Source organism: Serratia sp. CY83965, assembly GCF_052166375.1.
In the GTDB taxonomy this organism is placed as follows: Bacteria; Pseudomonadota; Gammaproteobacteria; order Enterobacterales; family Enterobacteriaceae; genus Serratia; species Serratia marcescens.
On record NZ_JBJNOV010000001.1, the window covers coordinates 838,780 to 855,710 of the forward strand.

Here is a 16,931-nt window from a genome sequence, read left to right on the forward strand (position 1 = left end):
GCTAACAGGAACCTGGAGAGCCTTTCTTGAGCCAGGAATATACAGAAGATAAAGAAGTTACCCTGAAAAGACTCAGCAGTGGCCGGCGTTTGCTGGAAGCTGTGCTTATCGTGGTAGCGATTTTTGCCGTTTACCTCATGGCTGCGCTGGTCAGTTTCAACCCGTCTGACCCAAGCTGGTCGCAGACCGCGTGGCATGAGCCGATTCACAATCTGGGCGGCGGTGTCGGGGCCTGGTTGGCCGATACGCTGTTCTTCACCTTCGGGGTGCTCGCCTACGCGATACCGCCGATCATGCTGGTCTTGTGCTGGGCGGCTTATCGCCAACGCAGCAACAGAGACTACATCGACTATTTCGCGCTTTCCCTGCGCCTGATCGGCACCCTGGCGTTAGTGCTCACCTCCTGCGGGCTGGCGGCGCTGAACGTCGACGATCTCTATTACTTCGCTTCCGGCGGCGTGATCGGCAGCCTGCTGAGCAACGCCATGTTGCCGTGGTTCAACGGCATCGGCGCTACGCTGGCGCTGTTGTGCGTATGGGCGGCGGGGTTGACGCTGTTTACCGGCTGGTCCTGGCTGGTGATCGCCGAGAAGATCGGCGGTGCGGTGCTGGGCGTCGCGACGGTGATGACCAATCGCTCACGTCGTGAAGAGCGCTATTTTGAGGATGACGAGCGTTACGTTGACGACGAGCCTGAGCAGTCAGGGAAGGGCGCCGCCGCAGCGGTTGCCGCGACCGCCGCCGGAGCCGCGGCCGCCGATGACGACGTGCTGTTCTCCGCGCCTTCGGTCACCGAAAGCGCCAAAGCGGCGGCGGAAGACGCCGCCGATCCGTTGCTCAGCGGCCTGCGCGCCGACGATGACGAGCTTGAAGCAGAAGCCGCACCGATCGCGCCGGCGGCTTCGCCTGCACCGGCGGTGAAGGCAGAGATCCACGAGCCCGTTGCTGCGCCGATCGCCGCTCAGGCGCCGTCGGTAACGGTGGCGCCGGCCGCGCCGGCCTCGGTCAATCAGCACCCGGTGAGCGCCCCGGCGCAAGACGCTACGCCGCCGCTGTATTCCTTCGAGATCCCGGAAGAAACGCCTGCGCCTAAGGCGACGCGTCCTGTCGATCCTTATCAGGATGACGATGAGCCGCGCCTCGGCAACTGGCAAGAGCCGGCCGCGCCGCAGCCGCCGGCGCGTTCTCCCTTTGATTTTACCGCCGCACAGCGTGACAGCGTCGACATCGGCAGTTCGAGCGGTTTCAGCGCCACCGGCGCCAAACCGCAGCCGGATACGGCGGCAGCCGCTGCTGCGGGCGTCGCAGCGGCGACCTTTATGCCGGCCTTCACGGCGACCAGTGACGGCAATCCGCAGGTTAAGCAGGGCATCGGCCCTGAGCTGCCGCGGCCGAATCCGGTGCGCATCCCGACCCGTCGCGAACTGGCTTCCTACGGCATCAAGCTGCCTTCACAGCGTGCGGCCGAACAGGAACAGCGCCAGACAGAGGCGGAGCCTCAGCAGCCGGCGGCGGTGAACCCGCAGGACGAAGAGGCGCTACAGGAAGCCGCGCTGCGTCAGGCGTTTGCCGAGCAGCAAAGCCAGCGCTATGGCGAAAGCTACGCGCCTGAGCAACAAGATGACGAGAGCGCATTGCAGGAAGCCGTGCTGAGCAAGGCGTTTGCCGAGCAGCAGCACCAACGCTACGGCGAAGGCTATCAACAGGACGACGAAGAGGCGCAGCAAGAGGCCGCGCTGCGCCAGGCGTTTGCCGAGCAGCAGCAGGCGCGCTACGGCCAGCAAGCATCTGCTCCGCAGGCGCCGGCCGCCAGCCCGATCGATACCCGCAATGCTTTCAGCTTCTCGCCGATGGCGGATCTGGTGGACGATGGCCCGAGCGAGCCGATGTTCACGCTGTCCCCGCAGCTTGAAGAGCGCATTGAACAGCAAAGCGAGCAAGAGGACGATGTGCCGTTCGGTCAGTTTGAGCCGGCGGCGCCGGCTGCCCAACCTCAGCAATCGCACCCGCAGCCTCAACAATACCAGCAGCCGCAGCAACAGCAGCATCAACAGCCGTCGCAGCAGCAATACCAGCAGCCGCAGCAACAGCAGTATCAACAGCCGTCGCAGCAGCAATACCAGCAGCCGCAGCAACAGCAGTATCAACAGCCGTCGCAGCAGCAATATCAGCAGCCACAGCAACCGGCGCAGCAGCAGCCTCAGCAAGCTCAGGCAGAGCAACATCCTGCGATGGACAGTCTGATTCACCCGTTCCTGATGCGCAACGATCAGCCGCTGCAGAAGCCGACCACGCCGCTGCCGACGCTGGATCTGTTGACCGAGGCGCCGAAAGAGGTGGAGCCGGTCGATTCCTTCGCGCTGGAACAGAAGGCGCGCCTGGTGGAGGCCAGCCTGGCCGATTACCGCGTGAAAGCCGACGTGGTGGACATCTTGCCGGGGCCGGTCATCACCCGCTTCGAGCTGGATCTGGCGCCGGGCGTTAAAGCGGCGCGCATTTCCAACCTGTCGCGCGATCTGGCGCGCTCGCTGTCGACTTCGGCGGTGCGCGTGGTGGAAGTGATCCCCGGCAAGCCTTATGTCGGTCTGGAGCTGCCGAACGCCAAACGGCAAACGGTGTATCTGCGTGAAGTGCTGGATTGCCCGGCTTTCCGTGACAATCCGTCGCCGCTGTCCATCGTATTGGGTAAAGACATCTCCGGCGAACCGGTCGTGGCCGATCTGGGCAAAATGCCGCACTTGCTGGTCGCCGGTACCACCGGTTCCGGTAAGTCGGTCGGGGTCAACGCCATGATCCTGAGCATCTTGTATAAGGCCACGCCGAAAGAAGTGCGCTTTATCATGATTGACCCGAAAATGCTGGAACTGTCGGTTTACGAAGGCATTCCACACCTGTTGACCGACGTGGTCACCGACATGAAAGACGCCGCCAACGCGCTGCGCTGGTGCGTGGGTGAAATGGAACGCCGCTACAAGCTGATGTCTGCCCTGGGCGTGCGTAACCTGGCCGGCTACAACGAGCGCGTCGATCAGGCCGAAGCGATGGGGCGTCCGATCCCGGATCCATTCTGGAAGCCGACCGACAGCATGGACATCACGCCGCCAGTGTTGGAGAAAGAGCCGTACATCGTGGTGATGGTCGACGAATTCGCCGATCTGATCATGACGGTCGGCAAGAAGGTCGAAGAGCTGATCGCTCGCCTGGCGCAGAAAGCGCGTGCGGCGGGCATCCATCTGGTGCTGGCGACCCAGCGCCCGTCGGTGGATGTGATCACCGGCCTGATCAAAGCCAACATTCCGACGCGCATCGCCTTTACCGTGTCGAGCAAGATCGACTCCCGCACCATCCTCGATCAGGGGGGCGCCGAGTCCTTGCTGGGCATGGGTGACATGCTCTATCTGGCGCCGAACTCCTCGATCCCGGTGCGCGTGCATGGCGCATTCGTGCGCGATCAGGAAGTGCACGCGGTGGTCAAGGATTGGAAAGCGCGCGAGCGGCCCCAATATAAAGAGGGCATTCTCAGCGGCGGCGAAGACGGCGAGGGCGGTGCCGGTGGCGGGATGGACGGCGACGAAGAGCTGGATCCGTTGTTTGACCAGGCGGTGGATTTCGTGGTGGATAAACGCCGCGCCTCCATCTCCGGCGTACAGCGCCAGTTCCGCATCGGCTATAACCGCGCGGCGCGCATCATCGAACAGATGGAGGCGCAGGGCATCGTCAGCGAGCAGGGGCATAACGGCAACCGCGAGGTGCTGGCGCCGCCGCGGCACGATTGATGGTCGCTTAGCCATTGCAATTTAATAAGAAAGGGCCGCTTAAGCGGCCCTTGTGCAAAGAAGCGTAAACCCGTTTCTTCTCGGAACATTGGCCTACCGGCCGATCGCCGGCTTCAGGTAAAGTAACGGGAGTAAAGGGTTGATTGACCCGCACGGCGTCGCCCTGCGGTTAACGCATTTCATAAGGTATCTGGAATAATGAAAAAACTGTTAGTTGCCTGCTGTCTGCTTTCGGGATTCGCTTCTACCTCCGTGCTGGCCGACGCCGCACAGGATCTGCAAAGTCGCCTGGCGAAGGTGAACAGTTTCCACGCCAGCTTCTCGCAAACCGTGACCAGCGCCGAAGGCGCCGCGGTGCAACAGGGTGAAGGCGAGCTGTGGGTGAAGCGGCCGAACCTGTTCAACTGGCACATGACGTCACCCGATGAGAGCGTGCTGGTCTCCGATGGTCAAACCCTGTGGTTTTACAACCCGTTCGTCGAGCAGGTGACGGCGACCTGGTTGAAGAACGCCACCGGCAATACGCCGTTTATGCTGATTACCCGCAATAATGCCAGCGACTGGAAACAGTACAACGTGAAGCAAAAGGGCGATGATTTTGAGTTAACGCCGAAATCCGCCAGCGGCAACCTGAAGCAATTCGCCATCAGCGTGACCAACAGCGGCACCATCCGCAGCTTCGCCGCGGTGGAGCAGGATGGCCAGCGTAGTGCTTATACGCTGAAAAGCCAGCAGAACGTCGCCGCCGATCCGGCCAAATTCAAATTTACCCCGCCGAAGGGGGTGACGCTGGACGACCAGCGCCAGTGAGGTGCAAGTGAGTAATAATCTGTCGCTCGATTTTTCCCAGAACGAGTTCCAGCCGTTGGCCGCGCGCATGCGGCCGACCACGCTGGCGCAGTATATCGGCCAGCAACACCTGCTGGCCGCCGGCAAGCCGCTGCCGCGCGCCATTGAGGCCGGGCAACTGCACTCGATGATTTTATGGGGGCCGCCGGGCACAGGGAAGACGACGTTGGCAGAGCTGATCGGCCGTTATGGCCAGGCGGATGTCGAACGGATCTCTGCCGTGACCTCCGGCATCAAGGAGATCCGCGAGGCGATTGAGCGGGCGCGGCAAAACCGCGATGCCGGCCGCCGCACCATCCTGTTCGTCGACGAAGTGCACCGCTTTAACAAAAGCCAGCAGGACGCTTTCCTGCCGCATATCGAAGACGGCACCATCACCTTTATCGGCGCCACCACCGAAAACCCGTCGTTCGAACTGAACTCGGCGCTGTTGTCCCGCGCCCGCGTTTACCTGCTGAAGGCGCTGACCGCCGAAGATATCGGCCAGGTGCTGGATCAGGCGATGAGCGACAAGGCGCGCGGCTTTGGCAATCAGAACATCGAGCTGCCCGCGGAAACGCGCCGCCTGCTGTCGGAGTTGGTGGGCGGCGATGCGCGCCGGGCGCTGAACAGCCTGGAAATGATGGCGGACATGGCGGAGATCGATGCCAAAGGCGTGCGGGTGCTGACGCCGGAGTTGCTGAAAGAGGTGTCGGGCGAGCGCAGCGCGCGCTTCGACAACAAGGGCGATCGTTATTACGACCTGATTTCCGCGCTGCATAAATCAGTGCGCGGTTCGGCGCCGGACGCCGCGCTGTACTGGTATGCGCGCATCATTACCGCCGGCGGCGATCCGCTCTATGTGGCGCGCCGTCTGTTGGCGATTGCCTCTGAAGATGTGGGCAACGCCGATCCGCGCGGCATGCAGGTGGCGATCGCCGCCTGGGATTGCTTCACCCGCGTGGGGCCGGCCGAGGGCGAACGCGCCATCGCGCAGGCGATTGTTTACCTGGCCTGCGCGCCGAAAAGCAATGCGGTTTACACCGCGTTCAAGGCCGCCATGCGCGATGCCAAAGAGCAGGCCGATTATGACGTGCCGGAGCACCTGCGCAACGCGCCGACCAAGCTGATGAAGGAGATGGGGCTGGGGGCGGAATACCGTTACGCCCACGACGAACCCAACGCCTACGCCGCTGGTGAGAACTATTTCCCGCCCGAAATGGCCCATACGCGCTACTATCAACCGACCTCGCGCGGGCTGGAAGGGAAAATCGGCGAAAAGTTGGCATGGCTGGCTGAGCAGGATCAAAATAGCCCGACAAAACGCTACCGCTAGCGTGGCCGTTGCGGTAAGGTTAGCGGGTATCACTCTTCTTTTATGCGGCTATAAATCAGCCGCATAGAACAACAACACTTCTTTCAATAACAACAAGCACAGGATTAGCATGCTCGATCCCAATCTGCTGCGTAATGAGCTAGACGCAGTCGCCGTCAAACTGGCTCGCCGAGGCTTTAAACTCGATCTGGATCTGCTGCGTTCGCAGGAAGAACGCCGCAAAGTTCTGCAGGTAGAAACTGAAACGCTGCAAGCGGAACGCAACTCCCGATCGAAATCCATCGGCGCGGCCAAAGCGCGTGGGGAAGACATCGAGCCGCTGCGTCGCGAAGTGAACGAGCTGGGTGACAAGCTGGATGCCGCCAAGGCGGCGCTGGATGCGCTGCAAAGCGAGATCCGCGATTACGCTCTGACGCTGCCTAACCTGCCGGACGACGCGGTGCCGGATGGTAAAGACGACAGCGAAAACCTGGAAGTCACCCGCTGGGGCGAACCGCGCCAGTACGACTTCGCGGTGCGCGATCACGTCGATCTGGGCGAAATGGCCGGCGGGCTGGATTTTGCCGCCGCGGTTAAGCTGACCGGTTCGCGTTTCGTGGTCATGAAAGGGCAAATCGCCCGCATGCACCGCGCGCTGTCCCAGTTCATGCTGGATCTGCACACCGAGCAGCACGGCTACCTGGAGGCCTACGTACCTTATCTGGTCAACCACGCCACGCTGTATGGCACCGGCCAACTGCCGAAGTTCGGCGAAGATCTGTTCCATACCCGCCCGCTGGAAGAAGAAGCCGACAGCAGCAACTACGCGCTGATCCCAACGGCGGAAGTGCCGCTGACCAACCTGGTGCGCGACGAGATCGTGGAAGAGGAAACTCTGCCGCTGAAGATGACCGCGCACACGCCATGCTTCCGTGCGGAAGCCGGTTCTTACGGTCGCGATACCCGCGGTTTGATCCGCATGCACCAGTTCGACAAGGTCGAGATGGTGCAGATCGTCCGTCCGGAAGATTCGATGGATGCCCTGGAAGAGCTGACCGGCCACGCGGAAAAAGTGCTGCAGCTGCTGAACCTGCCTTACCGCAAGGTGCTGCTGTGCACCGGCGATATGGGCTTCGGCGCATGCAAGACCTACGATCTGGAAGTGTGGCTGCCGGCGCAGAACACCTACCGCGAGATCTCGTCCTGCTCCAACATGTGGGACTTCCAGGCGCGTCGCATGCAGGCGCGTTGCCGCAGCAAGGCCGACAAGAAGCCGCGTCTGGTTCACACGCTGAACGGCTCCGGCCTGGCGGTCGGCCGTACGCTGGTGGCGGTGCTGGAAAACTACCAGCAGGCCGACGGTCGCATTCAGGTGCCTGAAGTGCTGCGTCCTTATATGGGCGGCCTGGAATACATCGGCTAAACGGCAAGCTACGAGAAAAAAGCGCCTGCGGGCGCTTTTTTTATGTCGAGAATTCAGTCTGTCGCCAGCGCGTAGGCCTGTTTAATGTAGTCCGCCAGATGCTTGCTTTTCACCTCGGCGAGCGAGTGGAGCTTGATGTGCCGCCGATATTGGCCGTTGCCTTCAAGTTGCTGATAGCGATCTTCCAGTCGGTGCCCTTGGCCGAATTCCACCGTGACGTGACTGCGGTAGGCGAAAACGCCGCAGAAAAATTGAGTATGCGAGAACATGATGCCGCCGTATTTGACCGATTCGGTGACGCCACTGCCGCTCGCCGTGGCGACCCGGCGCACCTGTTGTACGATCTCCAGCAGCTCGCCGTGCGTGCTGCCGATGTCCGCCAGCAAGGTCTCGACCGCCGCATTATTTGCCTGACTCATCTCGCTTCTCCGTCGTTAAATCCGCTCTGCGCTGAGCATAGCGCTTTTTCAGCCGCTTAGCCGGAAACAAATCGTGCGCTGGAATGATAAGAGGCGATTGACTTTTTTATCGCCAGTGGCATGATGCGCGCACTCTCATTGCGCGTTCGGTCACAATTTCACTATGTCCGCATACTCCCGCCCAGTGCTCCTATTGCTCTGCGGCCTTTTGCTGCTCACGGTATCCATTGCCGTTTTGAATACGTTAGTGCCGCTTTGGTTAACCCATGCCCAGCTGTCAACCTGGCAGGTAGGCATGGTCAGCTCCTCTTATTTCAGCGGCAACCTGTTGGGCACGTTGGTGGCGGGCAGACTGATCCAGCGCGTCGGCTTTACCCGCAGCTATCATCTTTCTTGTCTGGTGTTCGCCGCGGCGACCGCCGGCATGGTGCTGTCGATCGATTTCTGGAGCTGGCTGGGCTGGCGCTTCTTCGCCGGCGTCGGTTGCGCCTGGATCTGGGTGATCGTGGAGAGCGCGCTGTTGCGCAGCGGTAACCTGAGCAACCGTGGCCAGCTGCTGGCGGCCTATATGATTGTCTATTACCTCGGTACGGTGACCGGCCAATTGCTGTTGAGCATGACCTCGACCGAATTGCTGCACGTGGTGCCGTGGGTGACCGCCATTGTGATCAGCGCGATGTTGCCAATGCTGTTCGCGCGGGTCAACCGCCATGAAGACGAGCCGCAGCAGGCGGCAGTATGGACAATGTTGAGACGCCGCAGCGCGCGCCTCGGCATCAACGGCTGCATCATCTCCGGCATCGTGCTCGGTTCGCTGTATGGCCTGATGCCGCTGTATCTCTCCCATCAGGGCATGAGTGACGCCAACGTGGGTTACTGGATGGCGCTGCTGGTCAGCTCCGGCATCGTCGGGCAATGGCCGGTCGGGCGCCTGGCCGATCGTTACGGGCGCCTGCTGGTGCTGCGCATTCAGGTGTTCGTGGTGATCCTCGCCAGCGTGGCGATGCTCGGCAACTACGCCATGGCGCCTTCGCTGTTCATCCTCGGCTGCGCCGGCTTTACCCTGTATCCGGTGGCGATGTCCTGGGCCTGTGAGAAGGCAATGCCGCACGAACTGGTGGCGATGAACCAGGCGCTGCTGATGAGTTACACCATCGGCAGCCTGCTGGGCCCATCGATGACGGCGCTGCTGATGCAGAACTATTCCGATCGCGTGCTGTTTGTGATGATCGCCGCCGTGGCGCTGGTTTACCTGCTGATGCTGCTGAAAAAGCAGAAGCCGGATCGCCATCACACGCCGTTCGCCGCCGCCTGAGCATAAAAAAACCGGCCATGAGCCGGTTTTTCTTTTGGCGTGCGCCAATCAGTAAATCACTTTGTGGCCGTAGCTTTCCAGGATGCCTTTGACGCGATCCATGGTCTCGGCCTTCGGCGGATGTACGCCGTCCAGTTTGTACTCTTCCCCCATCGCTATCCATTTGTGCTTGCCCAGCTCGTGGTAAGGCAGCAGCTCGATTTTCTCGATGTTGGTCATGTCTTTGGTGAACTCGCCCAGCAGGTGCGCCGATTTATCGTCGTCTGACCAGCCCGGCACCACCACGTAACGGATCCAGGTGCGCTGGTTGCGTTTCGCCAGATAGCGGGCGAATTCCAACGTGCGGTGGTTGGAGACGCCGACCAGATTCTGGTGGATATCGTCGTTCATCTGTTTCAGATCCAGCATCACCAGATCGGTGGTGTCCAGCAATTCGTCGATCACCGGATCGTAGCGGCGCACGAAGCCATTGGTGTCCAGGCAGGTGTTGATGCCTTCGGCATGGCAGGCGCGGAACCAGTCGCGCACGAATTCAGCCTGCAGGATCGCCTCGCCGCCGGACGCGGTCACGCCACCGCCGGAAGCGTTCATGAAGTGGCGGTAGGCCACCGCGTCTTTCATCAGCTCTTCGACGGTCACTTCTTTGCCGCCGTGGGTGTCCCAGGTGTCACGGTTATGGCAATAGAGGCAGCGCATCAGGCAGCCCTGGAAGAAGACGATAAAGCGGATCCCGGGCCCATCGACGGTGCCGCAGGATTCGAAGGAGTGGATGCGACCAGTTACTGACATTGCGGGGTTTTCTCCAATATGGACTGTCAAACGCAGTCTAAAAATAGGCGCGTGGCCGCCGGCCAGGTATCTGCGATGCAGCGGCGGGGGATCCGCCACCGGGGGTAATGATGCCTGTCGGCCGGTCAGTTGCCGGATAACTGTTTTGCCGGCTATCCATTTAAGTATAGATGTCCGGCAAAACAGACTCGTACAGAGTCAGGGGAGAGCGGTGGGAGAAAAGGGCCGGCAGAACCGGCCCTGACGTTGGCACCGGGCGGTTTCCCGCCCGGTCGGCGTTATTACATCGTTTGAGTGAAGGTACGAGTAATGACGTCCTGCTGTTGCTCTTTGGTCAGCGAGTTGAAGCGCACGGCGTAACCGGAGACGCGGATGGTCAGCTGAGGGTATTTCTCAGGGTTTTCCATCGCGTCCAGCAGCATTTCGCGGTTCATTACGTTGACGTTCAGGTGCTGGCCGCCTTCGATGGAGGCTTCATGGTGGAAGTAACCATCCATCAGGCCCGCCAGGTTGGCTTTACGCACGTCGTCGTCTTTACCCAGCGCGTTAGGCACGATGGAGAAGGTGTAGGAGATCCCGTCTTTCGCGTAGGCAAACGGCAGTTTGGCTACCGAGGTCAGGGAGGCTACTGCGCCTTTCTGGTCGCGGCCGTGCATCGGGTTGGCGCCTGGGCCGAACGGTGCGCCGGCGCGGCGGCCATCCGGGGTGTTACCGGTTTTCTTGCCGTACACCACGTTGGAGGTGATGGTCAGTACGGACTGAGTCGGTACCGCGTTGCGGTAGGTGCGCAGTTTCTGAATTTTCTTCATGAAACGTTCCACCAGGTCGCAGGCGATGTCATCGACGCGGGCGTCGTTGTTACCGAACTGCGGATACTCGCCTTCCACTTTGAAGTCGATAGCCAGGCCGTCTTCGTCGCGAATGGTGGTGACTTTCGCGTACTTGATGGCGGACAGGGAGTCGGCCGCAACGGACAGACCGGCGATGCCGCAAGCCATGGTGCGATAAACGTCACGGTCATGCAGCGCCATCAGCGCAGCTTCGTAGCTGTACTTGTCGTGCATGTAGTGAATGATGTTCAGCGCGGTCACGTACTGCTTGGCCAGCCAATCCATAAAGTGGTCCATGCGCGCCATGACTTTGTCATAGTCCAGCACTTCGTCCATCATCGGCGCTTCTTTCGGGCCGACCTGCATTTTCAGTTTTTCGTCAACGCCGCCGTTGATGGCGTACAGCATGGTTTTCGCCAGGTTGGCGCGGGCGCCGAAGAACTGCATTTGTTTGCCGACGATCATCGGGCTGACGCAGCAAGCGATGGCATAGTCATCGTTGTTGAAGTCAGGACGCATCAGGTCGTCGTTTTCGTACTGAACGGAAGAGGTGTCGATGGACACTTTCGCCGCGAATTTCTTGAAGTTCAGCGGCAGCTTCTCAGACCACAGGATGGTCATGTTCGGCTCCGGCGACGGCCCCATGGTGTACAGGGTGTTCAGGAAGCGGAAGCTGTTTTTGGTGACCAGGGTACGGCCGTCGACGCCCATACCGGCCAGGGACTCAGTCGCCCAGATTGGGTCGCCGGAGAACAGCTCATCGTACTCAGGGGTACGCAGGAAGCGCACCATACGCAGTTTCATCACCAGGTGGTCGATCAGTTCCTGCGCTTGTTCTTCGGTCAGTTTGCCCGCCTTGATGTCGCGTTCGATGAACACGTCGAGGAAGGTGGACACGCGGCCGAAGGACATGGCGGCGCCGTTCTGGGATTTCACCGCGGCCAGGTAGCCGAAGTAGGTCCACTGCACCGCTTCTTGCGCGCTGGTGGCCGGGCCGGAGATGTCGTAGCCGTATTTGGCGGCCATCTCTTTGATCTGAGCCAGAGCGCGGTGCTGTTCAGCGATCTCTTCGCGCAGCTGGATGGTCATTTCCAGGTCTTCGCCGTTTTCCAGTTTTTCCTGCAGCGATTTGAACTGGTTCAGTTTGTCGGCCATCAGGAAGTCGATGCCGTACAGCGCCACGCGGCGGTAGTCGCCGATGATGCGGCCGCGGCCGTAGGCGTCTGGCAGACCGGTCAGCACGCCGGATTTACGGCAGTTCAGGATGTCTTTGGTGTAAACGTCGAATACGCCCTGGTTGTGGGTTTTACGGTATTCGGTGAACACTTTTTTCAGCTGCGGATCCAGCTCGCGGCCGTACACTTTGCACGAACCTTCGACCATTTTGATGCCGCCGAACGGGATCAGCGCGCGTTTCAGAGGGGCGTCGGTCTGCAGACCCACGATGGTTTCCAGCTCTTTGGCGATGTAACCCGCGTCGTGAGAAATGATGGTTGAAGCAACGTTGGTGTCGAAATCAACCGGCGCATGAGTGCGGTTTTCCAGTTTGATCCCTTCCATAACCTTGTCCCACAAGGTGGTGGTGGCTTGAGTTGCGCCAGCCAGGAAGGATTCGTCACCTTCATAAGGCGTGTAGTTTTTCTGGATGAAGTCACGAACGTTGACTTCATTCTGCCAGTCACCCTTGCTGAAACCTTCCCAAGCGTTGGCTAATTTCTCGTTAAGTTCGGTCATTGTACACCTACCTTTGATTGTGGATTTCTAACTCTGCGCGCGGTAACTCACAGCTTAGTGCTGTTCGCGGCCCCCGCGCAGATAAATTACCCAGTAAGTCAACCCAACCAGCAGACCGCCGCCGATGATGTTACCGAGGGTGACCGGAATCAGGTTGTCGATGATGAAGTTGCTTACTGTCAGATGAGCGAATTGCTCAGGTACCGCCCCTACGGCTTGCCAGAATTCCGGCGTGGCGAAGTGTTTGACCACGATGCCCATAGGGATCATAAACATGTTGGCGATGCTGTGTTCGAAGCCGCTGGCGACAAACATACCGACCGGCAGCACCATGGCGAGCATCTTGTCGGTCAGGGTACGGCCGGAGTAGCTCATCCAGACCGCCAGGCAGACCATCAGGTTAGCCAGAATGCCGAGGCAGACGGCTTCGATAAAGGTGTGATGCAGCTTGTGGTCCGCGGTTTGCAGAACATTCAGGCCCCACTGGCCGTTGGCGACCATATACTCGCCGGAGAACCAGATCAGCGCCACGAAGAACAGCGCGCCGACCAGGTTGCCGAGATAAACGTTCAGCCAGTTGGCGCCCAGCTGGCCCCAACTGATGCGGCCGCTGGCCTTGGCGATGACGATAAGTACGGTAGAAGTGAACAGGTCGGCGCCCGACACCACCACCAGCATTAACCCGAGAGAGAAGCAGATGCCGCCGACCAGTTTCGCCAGCCCGAAAGGCACGCCGGCGGTGCCGGTGGTCGCCGTGATGTAGAAGACGAAGGCGATGGAAATGAAGACACCGGCGGTGATCGCCAAATAAAACGTTTTCAGCGGATGTTTGGTGGCTTTATACACGCCGGCATCTTCAGCGATTTTCGCCGTTGCTGCAGGTAAAATCAGATCGAAGGGGCTGTCAGTTTTCAAACTAACTCTCGCTCTTAAGGGTTAAAACAACGCAATGAGATACTAGCAAAGCAGTATAGGGGAAAATTTGATTTGGATCATAAGGCGGGGAAGTAGAGCGGCGAAATGGCGTGTTTTTTGTGTGGTTTTTATGTTTAATTTATTGATTTTTAATGAAAAACATTTTTTTAATGTTTGCAAATTTTTTTGAATACACCGAATGGTCGGCGTAGAGTAAAGTTAAATTTTTAGGCGTTTTGTCGCCGTGCGGCGCTGAAAGTTTAATTATCGGTTAATTATTATTTCACCGTCCGGCAACAATTGACGGTTTATTTATTTTTATGGCCGTTTAACCGCCTATTTCCCGGCGAAAAAATAAAACCAAATGCGTTGAAATAAACCGCAAAAATGAAAACGCCGCAACGGAGTGCGGCGTTTGGCAACAGGGGTACTCCCAAAGTGGTGGCACCCCCTGATGATGCTTAGGCCTTGGCCCAGTGGCGGCGTTTGGCCGCCTGCAGCTTCTCGTAAGCCGCCAGCAGCGCCTGATGCGCCGGCAGCGCCTTCAGATCGGCATCGACGGCGAACAGCCCGTTGAAGCGCTCTTCACCGCTGATGGCGGCGGAGGCGGCGTCGACCGCTTCCTGGCCGTACATTTTCACGAACGCGGTATAGTATTGCGCCGCTTCGCGTTCAGGCTCCTGCGCCAGCAGCAGCAGCGTTTGCAGGCAGCGGTAGTAGTTGCTGCGCGCCGGGCTCAGCACCGAGGCGTTGAAGTCCTGCGTCCATTCGGTCCAGATCAGCGCCTGATCCAGATCGCCGCCCGCCAGCGCCAGCATCGACTTCAGCTCGCCCACGCGCAGGGTATGCCAGGCGTTGTCTTTGCCGCTGGCAATGCCCAGCAGTTCGCGTACGCGGGTGAAATCGTCCAGCCCTTCGTCGTCCAGTTGCTCGATCAGCGCCAGGTATTCTTCCGGCTCCCACTCGCTGCCCGGCAGCGCCAGCAGCGTATCGCGCAGGTGCGCGCCCATGCTGTTGTTGGCCAGCAGCAGGTCTTCCGCCGGGTAGATATCGGACATGCCCGGCACGATGATGCGGCAAGCGTAGACGCCCAGGTGCTCGTAGTCGGCGATGTACACTTCCGCGTCTTCCTTGTCGAAGATGCTCATCAGGGTGGCGAACTCTTCCTGCGTGCTGCCGCTGAAGTTCCAGTCAACGAACGGGTAATCGGCATCCTGTTTGAACAGATCCCAGGAGATCAGGCCGCTGGAGTCGATGAAGTGCGTTTCCAGGTTGGTGTGTTCCGCCACTTCTTCGTCATCGAAGGTCGGCGCGGTGAACACGTCGAGATCTTTCAGGCTGCGGCCCTGCAGCAGTTCGGTTACCGTGCGCTCCAGCGCCACGCCGAAGTCCGGATGCGCGCCGAATGAAGCGAAGCAGGTGCCGTTGGTCGGGTTGAACAGCACCACGCAGATCACCGGGTAGTTGCCGCCCAGCGAGGCGTCATAGGAGAGGATCGGGAAACCTTCCTCTTCCAACTTGGCGATGGCTTCCACCACGCCCGGGTAGCGGTTCAGCACTTCGTCCGGGATCGCCGGCAGGCTGATGGATTCGGCGATGATGCGGTTTTTCACATAACGCTCGAACACTTCCGACAGACCCTGCACGCGCGCTTCGTTGGCGGTGTTGCCGGCGGACATACCGTTGGAAACATACAGGTTGCCGATGATATTCATCGGGATGTACACGGTTTGCTGGTCGGACTGACGGGTAAACGGCAGCGCGCACACGCCGCGATCGGCGTTGCCGGATTGCAGATCGACCAGATCGCTGGCGCTCAGCTCTTGCTGCGGATCGTAGAAGGCGTGCAGGCGTTCGTCGAGGATGCCGGCCGGCAGCGCGTCGTCTTCAGGGATCGGGAACCATTTCTCATTCGGGTAGTGCACGAAGTCGCCTTCGGCGATCTGCCGGCCCAGATAGAAATCGGCAAAGAAGTAGTTGGTGGACAGGCGCTCGAAATATTCACCCAGCGCGGAGGCCAGCGCGGCTTTTTTGCTGGCGCCTTTGCCGTTGGTGAAGCACAGCGGGCAATCGCGATCGCGAATGTGCACCGACCACACGTGCGGCACCGGGTTCAGCCAGGAGGCTTCTTCGATGTTGAAACCGAGGTCGCTCAGTTTCTGCTGGAAACGGGCGATGGAGTCTTCCAGGGCGGCGTCTTTACCGGGGATAAAAGTTTGCGTCATTGTCTTCACTTTTTGCGCGTACTAAAAACGCGCAATGATACGGGGTTTTACGCTGGAGCTCCACGTATTCCTAAAGCGGTGGCAAAGTCACAGTTTTTTTAAGGATAAAGGCCATAATTCAGCGAGTTATCTGTCACGGAGAAATCTAATGAAATCAGTGAAACTCAGCGTGTTAACCCTCTTGTTGACCGGCGTCAGCGCTTCGGCGCTGGCGCTGCCCAACATCACCCTGCTGGCGACCGGCGGCACCATCGCCGGCGGCGGCGATTCGGCGACGAAATCCAACTATACCGCGGGCAAGCTGGGCGTCGAGGCGCTGGTCGATGCGGTGCCGGCGCTGAAAAACATCGCCAACGTGCGGGGGGAGCAGGTGGTGAACATCGGCTCGCAGGACATGAACGATCAGGTCTGGCTGACGCTGGCGAAGAAAATTGACGCCGACTGCGGCAAAACCGACGGCTTCGTCATCACCCACGGTACCGATACGCTGGAAGAGACGGCCTATTTCCTCGATCTGACGGTGAAGTGCGACAAGCCGGTGGTGCTGGTCGGGGCGATGCGGCCGGCGACGGCGATGAGCGCCGACGGCCCGTTCAACCTGTATAACGCGGTGGTGACGGCGGCGGATCCGCAATCGGCCAACCGCGGGGTGCTGGTGGCGATGAACGACACCGTGCTGGACGCGCGCGACGTCACCAAGACCAATACCACCGCCGTGCAGACCTTCCAGTCGCCGAACTTCGGCCCGCTGGGGTACATCCACAACGGCAAGATCGATTACCAGCGTTCGCCGCAGCGCAAGCATACCCGGGAGACGCCGTTCGACGTCAGCAAGCTGAACGAGCTGCCGAAGGTCGGCATCATCTACAACTACGCCAACGCCTCCGATGCGCCGGCCAAGGCGCTGATCGCCGAAGGATATCAGGGCATCGTCAGCGCCGGGGTCGGCAACGGTAACCTGTATAAAACCGTGTTCGACACCTTGGCGACGGCGGCGCACAACGGCGTGGCGGTGGTGCGTTCTTCGCGCGTGCCAACCGGCGCGACCACCGAGGATGCGGAAGTGGACGACGCCAAATACGGCTTCGTGGCCGCCGGCACGCTGAATCCGCAAAAAGCGCGCATTCTGCTGCAGCTGGCGCTGACGCAAACCAAAGACGCGAAGCAGATCCAGCAGATGTTCAATCAGTACTGATCGTTTTCTCTCCTGCGGGGGCCGTCCGGGCTCCCGCAGCCATCTCGGCTGAATACAGCATAAAACACCGCGTTAACCCGCTGAATTTCCCCATGTCGCAGGGTTTTATCGTCCAAACAATCGCGACGGCCGCAGAGCCTGTCATCACCCGGCGCGACCGTTTGCCG

General features: G+C 59.9%; 11 protein-coding genes. 6 read left to right on the forward strand and 5 right to left on the reverse strand.

What is annotated here, in order from left to right; all coding sequences use genetic code 11:
* Positions 1-26 precede the first annotated feature (26 nt).
* The 4 genes from ACJ8PL_RS04155 to serS all read left to right on the forward strand — a co-directional run bounded on the left by ACJ8PL_RS04155 (position 27) and on the right by serS (position 7,342).
* Positions 27-3,776: a DNA translocase FtsK 4TM domain-containing protein gene (locus ACJ8PL_RS04155; RefSeq protein WP_442530838.1), complete on the forward strand. Its 3,750-nt coding sequence runs from the start codon at positions 27-29 to the stop codon at positions 3,774-3,776.
* A 198-nt stretch (positions 3,777-3,974) separates the two neighbouring features.
* Positions 3,975-4,586, forward strand: coding sequence for an outer membrane lipoprotein chaperone LolA (gene lolA, locus ACJ8PL_RS04160; protein WP_015377319.1), 612 nt, complete (start codon positions 3,975-3,977; stop codon positions 4,584-4,586).
* Between the two features lie 67 nt (positions 4,587-4,653).
* Entirely contained in the window at positions 4,654-5,940 is a 1,287-nt protein-coding gene (locus ACJ8PL_RS04165; protein WP_167796704.1) for a replication-associated recombination protein A, read from the forward strand.
* 109 nt (positions 5,941-6,049) lie between these two features.
* Positions 6,050-7,342 carry a serine--tRNA ligase gene (gene serS, locus ACJ8PL_RS04170; protein WP_016928328.1) on the forward strand — a complete coding sequence of 431 codons (1,293 nt, stop codon included), beginning with the start codon at positions 6,050-6,052 and terminating at the stop codon, positions 7,340-7,342.
* 53 nt (positions 7,343-7,395) lie between these two features.
* Here the strand turns inward: serS and ACJ8PL_RS04175 are convergent, their stop codons facing one another.
* On the reverse strand, positions 7,396-7,761 hold the full coding sequence (locus ACJ8PL_RS04175; RefSeq protein ID WP_033640818.1) for a DUF1801 domain-containing protein: 366 nt from the start codon (positions 7,759-7,761) through the stop codon (positions 7,396-7,398).
* A gap of 163 nt (positions 7,762-7,924) precedes the next feature.
* Here ACJ8PL_RS04175 and ACJ8PL_RS04180 point away from each other — a divergent pair, with 163 nt between their 5' ends.
* Positions 7,925-9,076: an MFS transporter gene (locus tag ACJ8PL_RS04180; RefSeq protein WP_028127990.1), complete on the forward strand. Its 1,152-nt coding sequence runs from the start codon at positions 7,925-7,927 to the stop codon at positions 9,074-9,076.
* 48 nt (positions 9,077-9,124) lie between these two features.
* On the opposite strand, the gene pflA is transcribed toward ACJ8PL_RS04180, so the two are convergent.
* The 4 genes from pflA to ycaO form a co-directional block, all read right to left on the reverse strand.
* Positions 9,125-9,865 carry a pyruvate formate lyase 1-activating protein gene (gene pflA / locus ACJ8PL_RS04185; protein ID WP_016928325.1) on the reverse strand — a complete coding sequence of 247 codons (741 nt, stop codon included), beginning with the start codon at positions 9,863-9,865 and terminating at the stop codon, positions 9,125-9,127.
* A 281-nt stretch (positions 9,866-10,146) separates the two neighbouring features.
* Complete coding sequence (pflB, locus tag ACJ8PL_RS04190) at positions 10,147-12,429, reverse strand: formate C-acetyltransferase (protein WP_016928324.1); 2,283 nt, start codon at positions 12,427-12,429, stop codon at positions 10,147-10,149.
* A 54-nt stretch (positions 12,430-12,483) separates the two neighbouring features.
* Positions 12,484-13,344, reverse strand: coding sequence for a formate transporter FocA (gene focA / locus ACJ8PL_RS04195; RefSeq protein ID WP_004928284.1), 861 nt, complete (start codon positions 13,342-13,344; stop codon positions 12,484-12,486).
* 461 nt (positions 13,345-13,805) lie between these two features.
* The gene (gene ycaO / locus ACJ8PL_RS04200; RefSeq protein ID WP_033640817.1) at positions 13,806-15,569 is read right to left on the reverse strand and encodes a 30S ribosomal protein S12 methylthiotransferase accessory factor YcaO; all 1,764 of its coding nucleotides are present in this window, start codon (positions 15,567-15,569) and stop codon (positions 13,806-13,808) included.
* A 148-nt stretch (positions 15,570-15,717) separates the two neighbouring features.
* Here ycaO and ansB point away from each other — a divergent pair, with 148 nt between their 5' ends.
* The gene (gene ansB, locus ACJ8PL_RS04205; RefSeq protein WP_143778795.1) at positions 15,718-16,764 is read left to right on the forward strand and encodes an L-asparaginase 2; all 1,047 of its coding nucleotides are present in this window, start codon (positions 15,718-15,720) and stop codon (positions 16,762-16,764) included.
* Positions 16,765-16,931: the final 167 nt, after the last annotated feature.